The organism is Nocardia amikacinitolerans NBRC 108937, from assembly GCF_001612615.1.
GTDB lineage: Bacteria > Actinomycetota > Actinomycetes > Mycobacteriales > Mycobacteriaceae > Nocardia > Nocardia amikacinitolerans.
Window position 1 is genome coordinate 14,309 of the sequence record NZ_BDAU01000059.1, and the last position, 16,784, is coordinate 31,092.

The window sequence follows — 16,784 nt, forward strand, 5'->3', positions numbered from 1 at the left end:
CTGGACCAGTAGGTGGGCGTGGTCAGAGGCACGGCGAGAAGGCCGCGCTCGCGATGATCCGCGGATGTCCTGGCTGGCCACTATGACGGCCGAAAGCCGGCGGGATATCCCGCCCATCCCGCGCCCAGGGGTCAATTCACCAGCAATAACACGGTATTCGGGCACACAAGCTGCACTGGAATTGCCTCGATCTCAGCCGCCGCACGAAGCGTGACCTGGATGGCCGGGAGGTATCCAGGCGGCAGCTGGTTCGGCCAACCCGCAACCGACTGCCCACCTTCGCCACAGTCCGAAGCGAAACTTGTTGCAGCCGTTGGATTCCCATCGCCAACTCGTCGATCCGCCAGTTCGTGGGGCGGTACCGGCAGCAGCGAAGTTCCACGGCCGCAAACCGCTTTACCAGTTGCCCATCAACTCAACGGAGGTCACGCCGCCGGATAGCGCGGGTACCCGGCGTCCATGAGTCCATCTAGGACGCAGCCGAGGGAGATCCGCGCCGCCTGCCTCGCGCCACACCTCTTGGGCGGTGTCCAGGCAGGCGAGGGCGGCTCCGGCGAGGGCATTTCCTGGCGCAAGCCCTTCCTAGCGCGCCCGCACGCCGTCACCCTCTGCTGCCGACGCCCGTCGACTGTAGCCGCGTGGCGCAGGCCCGGTGCGAACCACATCCGGCCGCACCGGACCCCGTAGCGTCAGCTCGAGGCGTGGCCGTTCGCCTCGAGGGACACCGGCTCCCATGCCTTCCACGTGTCGAGGCGCCCCTGGTATAGGCCGGGTACGACCTGCGTCGGCATGAGACCGAACAGGACACGCAGCGGCGGCTGCTCCGCGTCGACCACCTTCAGGAGGGCGGGCCCGACCGCAGTCGGGTCGCCGGTGAACTCGGCTGGCAGGTTCTTCTGCTGCTCGATGAATGCCCCACGCAGGGCGGCGTACTGCGGTTGCGGCTCGGCGTGCACGGCCGAGCTGCCCGCCCAGTCGGTGCTGAACCCGCCGGGCTCGATGAGCGTGACAGAGACCCCGAACTGGGTAACCTCCTGGGCCAGGGACTCCGAAAGCCCCTCCAGCGCCCACTTCGAGGCGTGGTACCCGCCCAGAGTTGGGAAAGCCGCGATCCCGCCGACCGTTGAGATCTGCACGATGTGGCCCGAGCCCTGCTCGCGCAGGATCGGCAGCACGGCCTGCGTCACGTGGAAGACACCGAACAGATTGACCTCCAGCTGGTCCCGCAACTGCTGCTCGGTGATCTCCTCGACGGTACCGAATAAACCGTAGCCCGCGTTGTTGACGACGACGTCCAGCCTGCCCAGCCGCTCGTGGGCGGTGGCCACCGCTGCGCTTACGGCCGCGCGGTCGGTCACCTCCAACGGCAACGGGACGATCGCATCCCCGTAGGTGTCCACGAGGTCCTTCAGGGCTTCCGTGTTGCGGGCGGTCGCCGCCACCCGATCGCCGCGCCCCAGCGCTGCGCTCGCGAACTCGCGGCCGAAGCCTCGTCCGGCGCCGGTGATGAACCAGGTCTTGCTCATGCTGCACTCCTTCTCTGATCGCGGTGCCGCTCTATGCCGAAAATAGGGAGCACCGCGTTAGACCCGGCGCACAGGAAGCTCGGTCAGAAGGTTGATGTAGTTGGACCAGCCGCGGCGCGGTTCACCCGCAAGTTCGAGCCGCAAGCCGCGAGCCGCGAGTTCCTCCCAGAGGATCGTCAGCTCCAGCTTCGCCAGGTGGGCGCCGATGCAGCGGTGCACGCCAGTGCCGAAGGCCAGCATTTCCTTCTCGAGGCGCCACGGATCGAAGCGATCGGGGTCGGAAAAGACCGCCGGATCCCGGTTCGCGGCGGTGTAGTAGAGGACCATGACGTCGTTCTCGCGGATCTGCTCCCCGGCGAAGGTCAGGTCCCGGGTGGCCGTCCGCGCCATTTGATACACCGGGCTGATGACCCTGAGGAATTCGTCGACCGCGCGGCCGGCCTCCCCCTCCGCCACAGCCTTGTCGGTGAGGGCGGCGACCTGCGGGTCCTCCAGATACATCCGCATCGACTGACCGATCGTCGTGTGCGTTGTCTCGAAGCCCGCGGCAATCATGACGAACATCCACTGCAGGTACTCCGCCTGGTTGATCTCGCCGCGCTCGACACACCGGCTCAGCTCGGTGAACATGTCATCTCCCGGGTGCGCCAACTTGACCTGCTGCATCTTTGCGGCGTACTCGGTGAGCTGCCCCAGCAACGGAATGACACGGTCCGCCGTCCCCTCCCCCTCTTCGAGCCCCTCGAAATGCTGTGCGGCATCGAAGAAATCGGTCAGCAGTTCGACGAGGTACGCGCGGTCCTCGCGAGGGGCGCCGAGGACCGTGGCGATGACGTACGCGGGAATCGTGCGAGCGAACTCCTCGACGTAATCGAATTCGGGCCTGCCCTCGACCGCGTCGATCGCCTGGGTGACGACTTCGCGGACCCAAGGCTCGAAGTTCGCGACGATCCGAGGGCCGAACCCTTTCGCTGCCGCGCGGCGGAGGTAGTTATGCCGCGGGGGGTCGGTGCACATGATCATGTCCACCGACGGGTGGTCGGGCGAGAGGTTCGTGTACGGGAACGACGGACCCCCGGTGGACGAGAACGTGGCCGGATCCTTTTCGATCGCGACGATGTCAGCGAACCGAGTCACCGCCCAGAACCCGCCGTTCTTGTTGGCGATCTTCGTGGGCACCCAGTGCAGACCCGGTCGGCGCTGGATCTCGGCGAAGGCTGCGCGAGGGACCCCCTCGACGAAGGTGGCGGGGTCACTGAAGTCCGGAATGGAGACGTTATCCGTCTGCTCATGGGTCAACGGCACAAGATGCTCCTTTGCAGAGTGTGACGGCGCTCTCACCGGCCGCACTTTGTAGTATTGGACTACGTAATACGAACTCTGTCAACAAGGCGTCATCGATCGCCGCCCGAACATCGCCAGGCTGGCGGCGCTACCGCCCTGTATGATGTGTCGGTCATACAAAAAACCAAGGAGGTCTCGGTGGCAGACGGCGATCACGGACTTTTGGTCGAGCGTCCGGACCGACTGCTGCGGGATCGGGTTACCGACGCTGTCCGCGAGGCCATCACGCGCGGTGACTTGGAGCCAGGTCGCAGGCTCACCGAGCGGGAGCTCGGTGAGCTCACAGGGGTGAGTAGGACATCTCTTCGCGAGGCGCTCCGAAGCTTGCAGGCCGAGGGGCTCGTCGAGCGCTCCGGAGCTCGAGGATTGCGGGTCGCAGTGCTGACCGCAGCAGTAGTGAGCGAGCTGTTCGACGTCCGAGCGCCGCTCGAAGCAGCGGCAGTGGAGCTCTGCGTGCGAAACGCCTCGGACGACCAGGTGGCGGCCCTTCGCGCCGCCGTAGCGCCACCCGCTTCCGGCGAGCTGGATGATCTGCTCACCGCTACCCGGAGGTTCTATGACCTACTGCTCGACGCCGCGGGGAACTCGATTCTCCAGCAGATGTTCGGGTCCATCGAGGCGCGGATCCATGCGTTGCGCCGGGTCTCCCTGCGGATCGGCGGCCGAGCCGAAGTTAGTCATCGTGAACTGGTAGAGATTGTCGACCTAATCGAGAAGCGCGACGGACCGGCTGCCGCCGCGGCGGCACACGCGCACGTCGTCGCAGCGAAGGCTGCGGCACTGGCAGCACTGGGGAGCGTCGCCGACTGACGCCTCGGCCCGTTCGTCGCCGTGACGACGCCTCCAGGCGGCACATGGACGGGCTCCGGCCGTACGACCTTGCCAACTCGTTCGACTTGCTGCGTTCACAATCCGAGAGACGGCGAGCCACTTCGGCTGCCAGCCATTCCATCCCGCGACGCAGACGCGATCAGCCTCAGTCACCCGCACGCCGATCCTGTCGGGTTCGCCAGCCGAACAGTGAGCCGACCCTCCCGAACGGCATCGTCTTGACCGCCAGCGATGACCGGAAGCCGTTCATGGCGACGAGTCGGAATCCCACCGATAGCCCCGGCCGCCCAAGAACCGCTGGACTTTCGGGAAGACCGCCGGATCGAGCGGGTCGGGCGCGCGCGATGTGCTGCGGACGGTCGACGGCTCGCGGGACCACGACAGCGAGTCCCTCAGCAGATTCTGCCGCTGCGAATCTGCGCACCACCCCAGCGGCGTCTATCCGAGTGGCAAATTGACGAACATACGACGTACGGGATACCGTCATACAAACGCAGAAGCAGCGTAACTGCTTCGTGAACAAGGCGCGCTGACAGGCAGTCGTCCCTCGTTCCATCGATCTCGACCTACACGTCTGCGACGCGAGTCGTGCCCCGCTGACGTGTCGAGCCGGAGGGATGAGCACACGCTCCTACCTGCGCCCGCCATGCAGGAGAGGCGGTATCGGTGACGACGAAACCCTCTGACATCGGTCGTCATGAGCGAATCAGCCGGGTGTTAACAGAGGCCCCGAAATGACTGAATCGCAGGCACTTCAGATCGTGGAGCTCACACGTTCCGTGGCAGGCGCCGCCTGCGGCAGGCTGTTCGCCGGACTCGGACATGAGGTCACCCTGTGCGAGCCCGCGGCAGGACACCCGCTCCGGGCCCGCGAGTTCACCTTCACGGCGACAGCGGCGGGCAAGCGCAGCATCGTGTGCGACCCGACGCTCGACCTCTCCCGGTGGGAAGCCCTGCTCTCGTCGGCCGACATGCTGATCTTCGACCTGCCGCCGAGCGAGACAGCGGCGCTCGGGCTCGATCCCGAGCGCTTGGCGAAGCGGTTTCCGCGGCTGGTCACGGTGTCACTGACGGCGTTCGGCTTGGACGGAGAACTCGCCGAGACCCCCGGGGACAGCTTCCTGGCGGATGCCTACGGTGGGTTGGCGCAGATGATCGGCGAGCCGGATGGGTCACCACTGAGCCTGGGCGGCGAGCAGACGGCCTACGTGGCGGCGTTCGTCGGTCTCTTGGGTGCCTCCCTCGCGCTACGGAATCGCGCGAGGATCGGGATTGGAGACCACGTCGAGGTCGCCCTCAGCGATGTCGCCGCGTATATGGACTGGAAGAGCGACGTCACCTACGAGCTCACTGACGTGGTCCCCCTCCGCACTGGCGCGGCCCGAGGGTCGTGGCGGATCGTCGAGGCCAAAGACGGGTGGGTCGGCGTTATCTATCTGCCGGACCAGTGGCCCGCCGTTGTCGAGCTGATCGGCGACGATCGTCTCGCCGACCCGGATTTCCTGGATCCGCACATTCGGGTCGAGCGGGCGGAGGAGCTGTGGCCGGTGATCACGGACGCGATCGGCCGGCGGGAGGCCTACGAGGTCTATACCTCGGCACAGCGACTGGGCCTGCCGTTCGGCTACGTGGCGACAGCAGCCGATCTGGTCGGCTCCGATCAGCTCGCGATGCGGGGTTTCATAGTTCCCCCCGAGCGACGCCGAAGGGATGCCCCGGTGGTGTCCTTCCCTCTGCCCGACGGCCGAGCGGCGGAGGTCGAGCGGGCGCCCGCGCTCGGCGAGGACGCAATTGTCCGTCGTGCTGCGGCCGCTGTTCCGTCGCCTTCGGCCGAGGTCGGTGCCAACCAGCCGGGTACCGCGCCGCTGGCGGGCCTGCTCGTCCTGGACTTCGGCACCATCACCGCGGGTGCGGCTACCGGCAGACTGCTCGCGGATTACGGCGCGACGGTCATCAAGATCGAGTCGAGTGCCAGGCCGGACAAGTTCCGGCAGTGGGTGATGCCAGGATCGAACGTCGCGGGCACATCGATGTCGCCCATGTTCAAGTCGAACAACGTCGGCAAGACGGGCTTGTGCGTGGACCTCAAGAGTGAGGGCGGTCGCCGGGTGGTCCACGAGCTGATTCGACGCGCCGACGTGCTGGTGGAAAACTTCCGGGCCGGTGTGACAGCCCGGATGGGGATCGACCCGGAGACAGTCCGGGAACTGAACCCTGATCTGGTCTATCTGTCCCTGTCGAGCCAGGGCGCCGTCGGACCGGAATCCCGTTATGGCTCTTACGGATCCACGCTCGACCTGCTCTCCGGCCTCGCCGGTGCCACAGGCTACCGCGGTGGGGCGCCGATCTGGTCGTCCGGGGAGGTGAACTATCCCGACCAGATCGTGGCGATCGCGGGAGCCGCGCTGGTGGCGCACGCCGTGGCGACGGGTCGGGTCGGCGCGCGGATGGACATCTCGCAGCGGGAATTGGTCGCGTGGACGCTCGCCGACCAGCTCGCCGCATACGTTTGGGAGGGCATGCCGATACAGCCGACCGGCAACCGTCGGCCGGGCACGACGCCACACGACGTCTACGCGACCGCCGACAAGGCATGGCTCGCGCTCGCCTGCACCGCAGATGGGCACCGGCGGGCGCTCGCCGGCGTCGTTCCCGGGCTGCCAGTCGATGCGGACGAGCAGTGGTGGTGGGATAACCAGGACCACGTCGACGCACAGATCACCGAATGGACCTCGACTCGCACCCGCGATGAGGCCGTGACCGCGTTGCAGGCCGCCGGAGTACCAGCAGTGCCGGTCTGCACCGCGGCCGATCGAGCGGTCCAGTCGCGCTACCGTGAGCGGCGCATCGCATCGCGCAGCGCGGACGGGCAGTGGCTCAAGGGATTTCCCCTGATCCTGCGCGCGTTCGCACCTGCCGTTCCCGGTCCTGCCCCCGCTCTGACGGAGGACGTCCCCGATCCGGAGACTGAGCGGTTCGCGACCCTACTCGCCGAGCTGCTCCCCGCTGGCGACGGGTACCGGTAGCCCGGCCCGTCCTCATACCGACGGGTTGCTCCGGGAATGAGGGATTCGCTCACGATTCAGTGCACAACCGGCAGCGTCTTAATATAGTGTGTGCTCAATATATTCGGGCTAATCTCGAAGCGAGTACGAAGGGGAGATCACGCCATGGTGCGAACCGCCATCGATGAGCTACTGGCCGAACGCTCGATGACCGCCGACGACTACTGGGCGGTGGTGGAGAGTCGCCTGGACCGTCCGGTCGCGGATGGATTCAACTCCGCGCACGAGGCCTGCGACCGATGGGCTCGCGACCGCGGGCGACTGGCCATGATCGTTCGCCATCCCGACGGCAGCAGCGAACGGTGGACGTTCGCCGACATGGCCGAAGCATCCCGTCGGCTGGCCAATGCATTGCACGAGGCTGGACTGCGACGCGGAGACCGGTTCGCAGCGCTGCTGAACCAAGGTGTCGATGCGTATATCTGCGCACTCGCTGCGTGGCGCTCCGGGATGGTCTATATGCCGCTGTTCATCGGCTTCGGTCGAGACGCCTTGGCGGAGCGGCTGAATGGCGGCGAGCCGGCTGCCATCGTGGTCGACCACCGGTATAGAGATACATTCGAGACCACTCGCACGTTGCTCACCTGCGATCCGGCCGTGTACACCGTCGCGGGGCCCCAAGGGCGTGGCCTCAGGGCTGGCGACCGTAGCTTGTGGGCTGAGATCGAGCGCCACCCCGCCGACCACGAAATGGCCGATACCTCGGTCTCGGATCCGGCGACACTCATCTATACGAGCGGCACCACCGGAGCCCCGAAAGGCTGCATTCAGCCGCACGGCATGCTTTTGACGCTGTTCCCTTTCGTACGTCACACTTTTGCGTTGCAACCGCACGACATGCTGTTCACGGGAGCGAGTCCCGGCTGGGCATACGGTCTGTACACGACCGGCTTCGCAATCATGGCCCAGGGATCGCCACGAGTCGTCTATACCGGCGACTTCGATCCCGCGGTTTGGCTGAACATTATGGATGAAGAGCGGGTGACTTACCTGGCCGCCGCACCCAGTGCCTACCGGCAGCTCGTTCGAACCGCTCAACGGCGCGGCCTCCCCGCACAGTTGCGCGGAGCGACGAGCGCCGGCGAGCCTCTCGACGCTCCGCTGGTGGAGGCTTGGCGGGCACTGGGACGGCAGAGTGGCCGCGAGGTTGGTGATATCCAAGATGGATACGGGCAGAGCGAGGGCGCAATGGCGCTGGCCAACCTGGCGTATCCCGATGAACCGGTCATACCGGGCGCCCTGGCGTCAACGGTTCCAGGCTTCGAGGTCGGGCTCGTCGACGAAGAAGGCAACGAGCAATCCGAGCAGGGAATCATCGCGCTGCGGAAACCCCGGTATCTCGGCAGCATCGGATATCGCAACGCGCAGGAGAAGTGGGAGGCGCGGTGGCGCGGTGAATGGTTCCTTACCGGCGACGTGGCCCGCCGCGACGACAAGGGTCGCTATTGGTTCGTCGGCCGCGACGACGACCTGATCGTGACCTCCGGCTACAACGTCGGACCGACAGAGGTGGAGAACATTGTTCTCGCCCAACCCGGAGTCGCCGACGCCGCCGTGGTCGCCGCCCCAGACCAGATGCGCGGCGCCGTAGTGCGCGCCGTCGTTGTCGCCGACGGAACCGTCCCACAGGCAACGCTCACACGCGAAATCCAGTCCGCGGTCAAGGAAAGACTCGGCAGGCACGCGTATCCGCGCATCGTCGACTTCGTCGAAACGCTACCGCGCACCGAGACCGGCAAGATCCGACGCAACGTGCTCAGATCTGCGCGAACCGAAGACTCGTAACACTTCCTCTACACAACGGCGTGTGCTGCAACACCTTGAACATCCCAACAACTCGGAGACCGACGAAATGAATACGCCGTTGCATCAACACACGACCGCACGAACCCCTCACCACGAACCAGGGACGGCTCCCGTGAGCGAAACGGTCGCATCCCCGCGCCGACGTCCGGAGCCTCCGGCATGGCGGCAAGCCTTCAACCATGTCGAAGTCGTTGTCGGGCGGCCCCTGGAATCGATGACGAATTCGCCGGAAGCCGCAGCAATCCTCATCGTGACCGACCGACTTGCGCGCGGGGTGTTTCAGCAGATCGATGCGCTCGCATCATGGGGCATCCATCAGCTGCATCTGCCCTCCCAACGCGATGTGCGGATGCTACAGCGCCAATTGAGCGCAATTCAGCGCCAGCTCAGCGATGTCCAAGCGGAGCTCTACCAGTTTCGGAGCCGGGACGAGAGGCCGGGCCGATGATTTCCCAACTTCCCGGCGCAGACGCCCTCCGGTCGATGGGGCGCGAAATGGAACGCACGCGAGTACGCGCCTGGAACGGAATCAAGATCGCGACCGGCGTCAATCCCCCGCCGCGCATCGGGACAACGCCGAAAGAACTCGTCTGGTCCAGAGGTAAAGCGCGAGTCTGGCGCTATCGGTCCGAGAACATTCGGTTTCGCGAGCCGGTAGTCCTGTTCATCGGGCTCATGTCCCGCTCTTACATTTTCGACCTGCGTCCAGGCAACTCCTTCGTCGAACGATTGGTAGACGCTGGATTCGACGTCTACCTCATCGATTGGGGAGTTCCCGACGCGGCCGAGGGAAGCCACACGCTCGACACCTATGTCGACGACTACCTCGCGCCAGCACTCGAGGCGATCCACCGGTCGTCCGACGACACCGAACTCAGCGTTCTCGGGTACTGCATGGGAGCGATGCTGGCTCTCCTTCTGCTGGGCAGCCGCGACACGCCGGTCGCCAATCTGATCGCCGTCACCGCACCTATCGATTTCACCCACGTCCCGGAACCATTGCGATCGATCGCCAACGGAAGCCTCGACGCCGACGAACTGATCGACGAGGCAACCGAAACGGTGCCGCCCGATGTACTCAAAGCATTCTTCAAACTGCGCCGACCGACTGCGAGCATCGTGCAACACGTCGACCTCTGGGACAACCTGTGGCGAGACGATTACGTCGAGGGCCACCGGGCCATGTCCCGTTGGGCCTGGGACCACATCCCGCTGGCAGGGGCGACATTCCGTCAGATGATCAACGAATACATGCGGGGCAACGCGTTGACGAACGGGACTGCGCGCGTGTCGGGTCGTCCGGTCCGGCTGGACCAGATCGACATTCCGCTCCTGCACGTCGTTGCCGAGATGGACGATTTCGTTCCTCCGGCGTGCTCGGACACCTTGCTCGGTTTGATCGGCAGTGAAGACGTCGAGCAAGCACGGGTACCAGCCGGCCACGCGGGCCTTCTCGTCGGTCGGCAAGGAGCAAAGGTCAGCATCCCCGCGATCATCGACTGGCTGAAGCGACACTCAACCACGAAGGAGCTTCCATGACCACGGCAATCGGTACGCTCGAACGCGCTGTCCCAGGACCGAAATGACGTCGCAAGTGAGCGTGTGCGGACTCCGGATCGCCGTGGACGTGCGTGGTTCCGGCCAGCCGGTGTTGCTGATCAACGGGCTCGGCGGAAGCCTCGGACTATGGGAGCCACTCCGTCGCGATCTCGCCGATCTCGAGGTCATCAGCTTCGACGCGCCCGGAGCCGGACGATCGACGACACCACGCAACGTGTACTCGATGTCGGACCTCGCGCGGTTCGTCACTCGCCTGCTCGACACCCTCGGCTACGACACCGTCGACGTCGTCGGCCACTCGTTCGGCGGCGCCCTCGCACAACAACTGGCGCACCAGGCACCGGATCGAATCCGGCGCATAGTGCTCGCCACGACAACATGTGGCTGGGGCGGAGTGCCAGGCACACTCGCGAGCGCCTTTACCGCGCTCACTCCCTTCCGACTGTGGTCCAAACGAGTATATGGGCTCACCATCCCATTGCTTGCCGGTGAGCACAATGCCGAAGCCGAGCTGTTGCGCGCATGGGCTGGTGAGCGATTGAGCAAACGACCATCGTTCGGCGGATACTCCAAACAGCTTCTCGCCGGGTGGACTTGGTCAAGTCTGCCCTGGCTGGCGACTATCGAGCACCCCGTCCTGGTCGTGGCGGGAAGCAATGATCGACTGCTCCCCCTCGCCAACAGCCAGATCCTCGCCACACACTTGCCGAACGCACGCATGCTTGTGTTCGAGGGACACGGCCACTACCTTCTCCTCGACCAAGAATCGGGAGCCGGCGCAGCGATCAGCGACTTCCTCCGCTCACCGGACCTGAGCGAAAGCCAGACCTGGCGCACAGCTCACCTAGTTTCACCTGACGACTTGGACGACAGCCTCCGATCGCAGAAACGATGGTCGCCGATCGCAGCTCCACACGCACTCTTGCGGCGCCGCTGGCGGAGCGCCACGAGATACTGAGCCAGCCAACGAATTGCGGTGCGAGATCTGATCGGACTTCCGCACAATCTGCTGCCCGCCAGAAGAAAAGGACCTCATGAGCCGACTCGGCTTGACCATTCCACTCGACACGGCGCCGCTCGCGCGGCAACGCGAGCAGCTCGACGACATCGAAGCGAGTGGATTCACCGATCTGTGGTCGGCAGAGGCATCGGGCGCCGACGCGTTCACCCCGCTGGTGGCCGCCGCGGTCAGCCATCCCTCGTTCCGGTTCGGCACGGCGATCGTCCCCGCATATACCCGCGGTCCCGCGCTCATGGCGATGTCGGCTGCGGCCTTGGCCGACGTCTCACAGAGCGAGGTGGTACTGGGCATCGGCACCAGCTCCGACGTGATCGTCGAGAAGTGGAACGGCCTGCGATTTCACGCCCCCTATCAACGCGTGCGCGATGTGGCAACCTTCCTACGCCGGACGCTGACCGGTGAGAAGGTCGATATGGTCTGTGAAAGCTTCAGCATCAACGGGTTCCGGCTCGATCGCGTTCCACAGCGACAGCCCAAGATCATGATCGCCGCGCTGCGCCCGGGTATGCTCCGCCTCGCCGGAACAGTCGCAGACGGAGCGATCATCAACTGGCTGTCTCCCACCGACGTCCACCAGGTCACGCCCCACGTGCTCGAGGCCAACCCGCAAGCCGACATCGTCGCACGACTCTTCGTCGTTCCCAGCCGGGATCTCGCCGCGGTGCGTGCGACCGCGCGACGGGCCATCGCGGCCTACCTGAACGTGCCCGTATACGCGGAATTCCACCGCTGGCTGGGTCGAGGCGAACAGCTGGAGCCGATGTGGCGGGCATGGCAGGCCGGTGACCGCGCGGCAGCGCTGGCGGCGATACCTGACGAGCTCATCGACGAACTCTTCCTTCACGGCACACCTGCTGAAATCAGTGCTCGAATCAAGGATTACGTCGACGCCGGCGTCACCACACCGGTCCTCGCGATCATGCCTGCCGCCGGAGAACCGCCTTCCTCCATCGCATCTATAGCGGCAATCGGCCGCGCCTACATCGGCGATCGCTGACGCGGTTCCAGCAGCTCCGGAGGCCTTCCCGCACTCATTCTTCCGCCGTTCACAGATGCGATCCGCGACTTCTCTGCCATCCTGCCCCAGGTTGTGCCGCTAACGACCGGGCTTCCTGGCCAGACTGATCGAAGATCAACCCACGGAACGGGCGCGTCGGTGCGCTGCACACAACTAGAACCCCAACTGCTCCTTCAGATGTAAGAACACACATTTCGTAGCGAATTTGCGGTGCTACAGGTGTTCTTTCGTCGTTCAAGGCCACTGACCGAATCCACTGCAGGAGCGCGGGTCAAGGTTGTGATCGCTGATCCCGGCGCCCCTGATCGCATTCGGTAAACTCGCCGCGAGTCGAAGGCCAGATAGCCGAGCCGTCGGGCTGGCCACGGTTGCGGCAATTGGATGTAGACGTTGTTTCTTCGGACCGAAGTCGGCGCGCGCTACCGTCACGGCGACGCTGATCGGCAGCAATTCTGCGAGGCGCCACCGGTATGGCTCCCAAAGCTCACGGCCGCACGGTCCGCCATGAAAAGCGCTGGCGAGGTAAAACATGAAACGGCCCTGCCGGTCACCCTGCCAGGGCCTACGGCCACGTCCAGCGGGCCACCGTTCTTCCTCCGTGCGCGACTCGCAATGTTCGGAAATACTGAGGGTCAGCTTGATTCGTCGGTTGCACGGCATTCCGCACATGCCGATCGAACCTCGGCGGACGGGTGGTCGGCGAGCATATCCGCGAGCCTGCCGACGGCGGCGGTCGCCGGTGCGTCGATGAACAGTACCGCGACCATTCGGGCAACCAATGTTCCCGGCCCGGCAAGAATCTGCTGCAACAACGCGCTCGAAGCATCGGAAGCGATCCCGGTCGCGACCCAACGCGCCAGCTGATTGGCAACGACAGCACGGACCCAGGGGTTGGTGTCCTGCGCCAAGGCAGCCAAGGCGTGAATAAGCTCAGGCCGGCTTTGGCGCGCCAAGGCTATGGCCGCGGCCGCACGCTGATACTTGGTGCCCGCCATCAGATCCCACAGATCATGCTGACTGAGCCGTGTAGGGTCCAAGGCTGCCAGCGTCGACGCGGCGTGGCCCCGCAGGTCAGTATCCCCGAAAAACGGATGATAGTACGCTGCGGTGCACATGAGATCCCGCAGCGCCGTTTCCATCTGATCGACGACTGCGACCGGAACATGTTGTGCCAGTCGCATGATCATCGACAACGGTTCGCGATGGACCTCCACCGCGACGGGGCGCGCCGAGAGCAGCTTGATGATCGGCTCCCAGTCCGCGTGCTCAGGATGCCGGGCGTTGATCAGTGCGAGTATCGCGGCGAAGCTGTGTATCCGACCTGCCACTCGTCCGCCGCGCATTTCGGTGATCTGTTCCCCTATCCGATCTCGCAGGTTGGCGACCAACCCGATTACGGTCTGTTGATCGAGGTCACACACATCACCGAACATGGTCAATGCCCGCAGGTCGCCGGAGGCGATCTTGCTTTGCAAGCTGTGCCGCAACCTGGAATCGGTTTGCGCCAGAACTGCCGTGATCTGGTCGGCGAGCTCGAAGTTGTCCGACTCGCGCATTCTGAGTGTGTGGTAGTCGTGCTCGGTCCACGCCGGCGTGGGGATACGTGAGACCACTCGTGCATAACCGCTGGCGACGGCTTGATCGTCTTGCACAGGAAGCGAATTCAGATGATCGATCACCGCTCGCAGCCCAGCGGCCGACACCGCAGGCACCAGGGCAGCGAGCATGTCGAGTACCACACCGGTGATGTAGAACGTCGGTGCGAGACGGGCGTGCAGCTTGAGAGGGTCTTCCAGCGTCGCGAGTGCCCATTGGACGTGCCGGTCGGCCTCTGATGGCGGCAGGATGTCCGCGCCTCGCCGAACCATCTCGATGTTGGCCCGTAACGATGTCGTCGTCGATTGCTCCAGGTCGACCGCCGACAGGGCCTCTGCCACCGCGGTGGTCGGCCCGACGTCGAGCAGGTACGGCACCGCGCGCTCGATCGCTGCATTGTCACCAGTGCGCAACAGCACCCGCAGCGCGCTGGTGAACTCCGCGCCGTCGCTTGCGGTGGTCAATGCGTGCTTGGCTCCGAGCGAGGCGGTGTACCTCCAGGCTGAGTGATCACCGGCCGCGCCTGCGATCAACGCCGCGCTGCGCAGCCGCAGCCAGGTCGTGTCCTGCCCACCTAGTCGGCGTTGAGCACCGCTCGCCCATTCTTTGAAGCGTTTATCGGCCTCACCCTGCAGCCCCCATGCGATTTCCTGCGTACGCCACCAGGCAGCGGTGGTGTCTTGTCCGGCCACTGCATCGGGCAGACTTCGCTCGGTCAAGTCGCTGGTGGTGAAGACCAGATAGGCGCTGGCGCCCAGGATCGCCATCGCGGTTGGGTCGTGGGGCACCGAACGTCGCAGCGCCTGGACCTCGAGTGCCAGCGCGCGAGCCCGCGACAGCTGCCCCAGTTCCAGGTGGCAACGGGCCTGATGCATCAACAACCACGCGTGGTCGACAGGGCAGCACTCGTCGAGCTCGACGACCTGCGCCACCACGGTCAGGGCCCCAGTTGGACTTCCGGATTCCACCAAGAGCGTCGCGGTCACCACGGCCAGTGCCGCGCGTTCGAACGCCGCAGCCGAGGAAGTGTCCAATTGCATGAGCACGTCACAGGAAGCGCCGTCGATCAGCACATCGTGCAAAGCCGCAAAAAACCGCCAACCCCATATGTCGGAGCTCCTGCACACATCGAGGTCGAGGGGTCCGGTCGCAAACGGTAGCTGCGGGTGGAGGTCATCGAGACGCATCTTGACCAGCAGCGCGACCGCTTCACCGGGGGTGAGGTCGGTGATCCTGACGTTGGGGTGGGGCGCGACCAAGCGTGGTGCGATCAACGCATAACGCAGGGTGTCCTCATGCAGGATCGTGTGTCGGCTGTTCCATGCGCTGCCGTCCCACTGGATGTATCGCCGGTCGCCGGTCGCCGCCTCGAGCAGTTCATCGAGGTGTTGCTCGTCGATCGTCGAGGTGGCCGGCACGAAGATCTTCGCACCCTGCCCGGTTGAGACGATCGCCTCGGAGGTCACCTGAACCCAATAGGACAGATCCGATCTCGGATCGTGCAAAACCACGATGTGCGGGACCCGGTGCTCGGACCAGTAGCGGAAGTGTCGGTCGTCGCTTTCGGCGAACCACCAGCCCTCCACAGTTCCATCCGCGGAATGCTTGGGTGACCCGAACCACGAAGAGCCGGATTTAACCTGCGCTCCCACCAACGCTTGCAGATCGTACCGACGTGAATCGCGAGCCATCAGCCACAAATCAGTTCCGAGATCCTGTTCCACCGGATTGCGCACAACACCCCAGTTCAATCTCAGGAACTGCAGCTCCACCGCACTCTGACCGACATTCCCGGTAATACCTGTGATGCTTGCTCGCACGAAACCCCTCGATCCATTCGCCAATGCCACACCCTGGCCCTCCGGCCTGCCTTCCCGGTGCCGAAACTGTCGCTCAGCGACAGAGACTCAGACATATCGTCTGCTGGAGAGTAGCTCTCGCCGAAAGCTTCTCGGCGTGGCGAATGTGACACGCCGATGGGCTGCGGAGCGTTTCAATGCCGACATTCAACATGCCTCGCTCTCGGTGAGTGAGGCGCGCGATGGCAGACCTGCGCAGCCAGCCGACATCTCACCAAATCTCACACCTTCAGCGGGCATCGGTCGAAATCCATAGGTCGCTATGGGTACCGCGCGGCGCAGCCAAATCTCCATCCAGCCACTGATTTTGACATCGGTGCGACACATTCGGGGTAACGGCACTTGTGTCAAGTGATCCAGAAGTAGCTACCGCATCTCCGCCGCCAGGCTGCTAGTGGCACTACCGTACAAGCTCTGGTTAGATGGATGCGGGACAATCAGGCTAGACGGGCAGAAAGTTGTTGCCTCATGTCTCCTTCTCCCCAGGGTCAATGCGCCAAGCCTCTGGCAGCCCTCCACTCCAGGACTCAGTCTGTTGGGTCCGCCCCTTTCGCCTTGCCGCGCATCTCCACTGGCTCATCCGCAGACGCGACGGAGTCGCGTAGTGGCAGGAACCCGCTGCGAAACCATGGTGATGTCGGGGCCTCGATCTGGAGCTGTGTCTATCTACCATCGGTGGTCCGTCTAGTTCTGATCCCGCCGCCAAACGAGAAACCTCGGAGTTCCGCGTCGAATGTGACGGCGTGATGATGATCGACTTCGATGACCTGCTCAGGGTGAGGAGGACGGCCAGAAAGCTCTCAGCCTGTCGGTGCGAGTGTTCACCTACACCGAACGCTGCGGCAGCAGGTGAACCCGCCTGCGCGACAACCCCGGTCGATGCAGGCGGACGGTGCCGGTTCAGATGACGGTTTCCCCCACGGAGGATCACCGCACGCCGACTGGGCGCCCCAGTGGTGCTGCTATTCAGGTTGTCTGTCCAGACGATCCCCCTGAGTTGCCCCCTGCCGCCGCTAGGCTGCTGCTTCAGCTGCTTCTTCGACATGCCCGTGACGGTTCTGGTGAGAGGAAGAAAGACGATGCCGACCGAGTCCAACGAATGGGCCGTACTCGACGATCTTCTCGGGCTCGCCCCCGAAACCGTTGAGTCGAGTACGG

10 protein-coding genes and 1 pseudogene are annotated in these 16,784 nt (G+C 64.6%); 8 read left to right on the forward strand and 3 right to left on the reverse strand.

The annotated features are described in order from the left end of the window. Positions 1–689 precede the first annotated feature (689 nt). Together NAM01S_RS31615 and NAM01S_RS31620 are read right to left on the reverse strand one after the other, a co-directional pair. Complete coding sequence (locus NAM01S_RS31615) at positions 690–1,526, reverse strand: SDR family NAD(P)-dependent oxidoreductase (protein WP_067792497.1); 837 nt, start codon at positions 1,524–1,526, stop codon at positions 690–692. A 57-nt stretch (positions 1,527–1,583) separates the two neighbouring features. Further along, positions 1,584–2,831: a cytochrome P450 gene (locus NAM01S_RS31620; protein ID WP_067792500.1), complete on the reverse strand. Its 1,248-nt coding sequence runs from the start codon at positions 2,829–2,831 to the stop codon at positions 1,584–1,586. Positions 2,832–3,008: 177 nt separating this feature from the next. Here NAM01S_RS31620 and NAM01S_RS37445 point away from each other — a divergent pair. The 8 genes and pseudogenes from NAM01S_RS37445 to NAM01S_RS31655 all read left to right on the forward strand — a co-directional run. Then, positions 3,009–3,233, forward strand: a pseudogene (locus NAM01S_RS37445) (GntR family transcriptional regulator); the annotation flags it as partial. A gap of 15 nt (positions 3,234–3,248) precedes the next feature. Then, complete coding sequence (locus NAM01S_RS36870) at positions 3,249–3,680, forward strand: GntR family transcriptional regulator (RefSeq protein WP_253798720.1); 432 nt, start codon at positions 3,249–3,251, stop codon at positions 3,678–3,680. Between the two features lie 755 nt (positions 3,681–4,435). Then, complete coding sequence (locus NAM01S_RS31630) at positions 4,436–6,727, forward strand: CaiB/BaiF CoA-transferase family protein (RefSeq protein WP_067792502.1); 2,292 nt, start codon at positions 4,436–4,438, stop codon at positions 6,725–6,727. Positions 6,728–6,871: 144 nt separating this feature from the next. Further along, a complete protein-coding gene (locus NAM01S_RS31635; RefSeq protein ID WP_084483470.1) occupies positions 6,872–8,551 on the forward strand; it encodes an acetate--CoA ligase in 1,680 nt (559 codons plus the stop codon). A 133-nt stretch (positions 8,552–8,684) separates the two neighbouring features. Further along, on the forward strand, positions 8,685–9,020 hold the full coding sequence (locus NAM01S_RS35865) for a hypothetical protein (RefSeq protein ID WP_169810929.1): 336 nt from the start codon (positions 8,685–8,687) through the stop codon (positions 9,018–9,020). 47 nt (positions 9,021–9,067) lie between these two features. Beyond that, positions 9,068–10,111 carry an alpha/beta fold hydrolase gene (locus tag NAM01S_RS31645; protein ID WP_169810930.1) on the forward strand — a complete coding sequence of 348 codons (1,044 nt, stop codon included), beginning with the start codon at positions 9,068–9,070 and terminating at the stop codon, positions 10,109–10,111. Positions 10,112–10,154: 43 nt separating this feature from the next. Continuing rightward, positions 10,155–11,090, forward strand: coding sequence for an alpha/beta fold hydrolase (locus NAM01S_RS31650; RefSeq protein WP_067792510.1), 936 nt, complete (start codon positions 10,155–10,157; stop codon positions 11,088–11,090). Between the two features lie 76 nt (positions 11,091–11,166). Next, entirely contained in the window at positions 11,167–12,150 is a 984-nt protein-coding gene (locus NAM01S_RS31655; RefSeq protein WP_067792513.1) for an LLM class F420-dependent oxidoreductase, read from the forward strand. A gap of 653 nt (positions 12,151–12,803) precedes the next feature. On the opposite strand, the gene NAM01S_RS31660 is transcribed toward NAM01S_RS31655, so the two are convergent. Next, a complete protein-coding gene (locus NAM01S_RS31660; RefSeq protein WP_169810931.1) occupies positions 12,804–15,539 on the reverse strand; it encodes a DUF4365 domain-containing protein in 2,736 nt (911 codons plus the stop codon). Between the last annotated feature and the right edge of the window lie 1,245 nt (positions 15,540–16,784).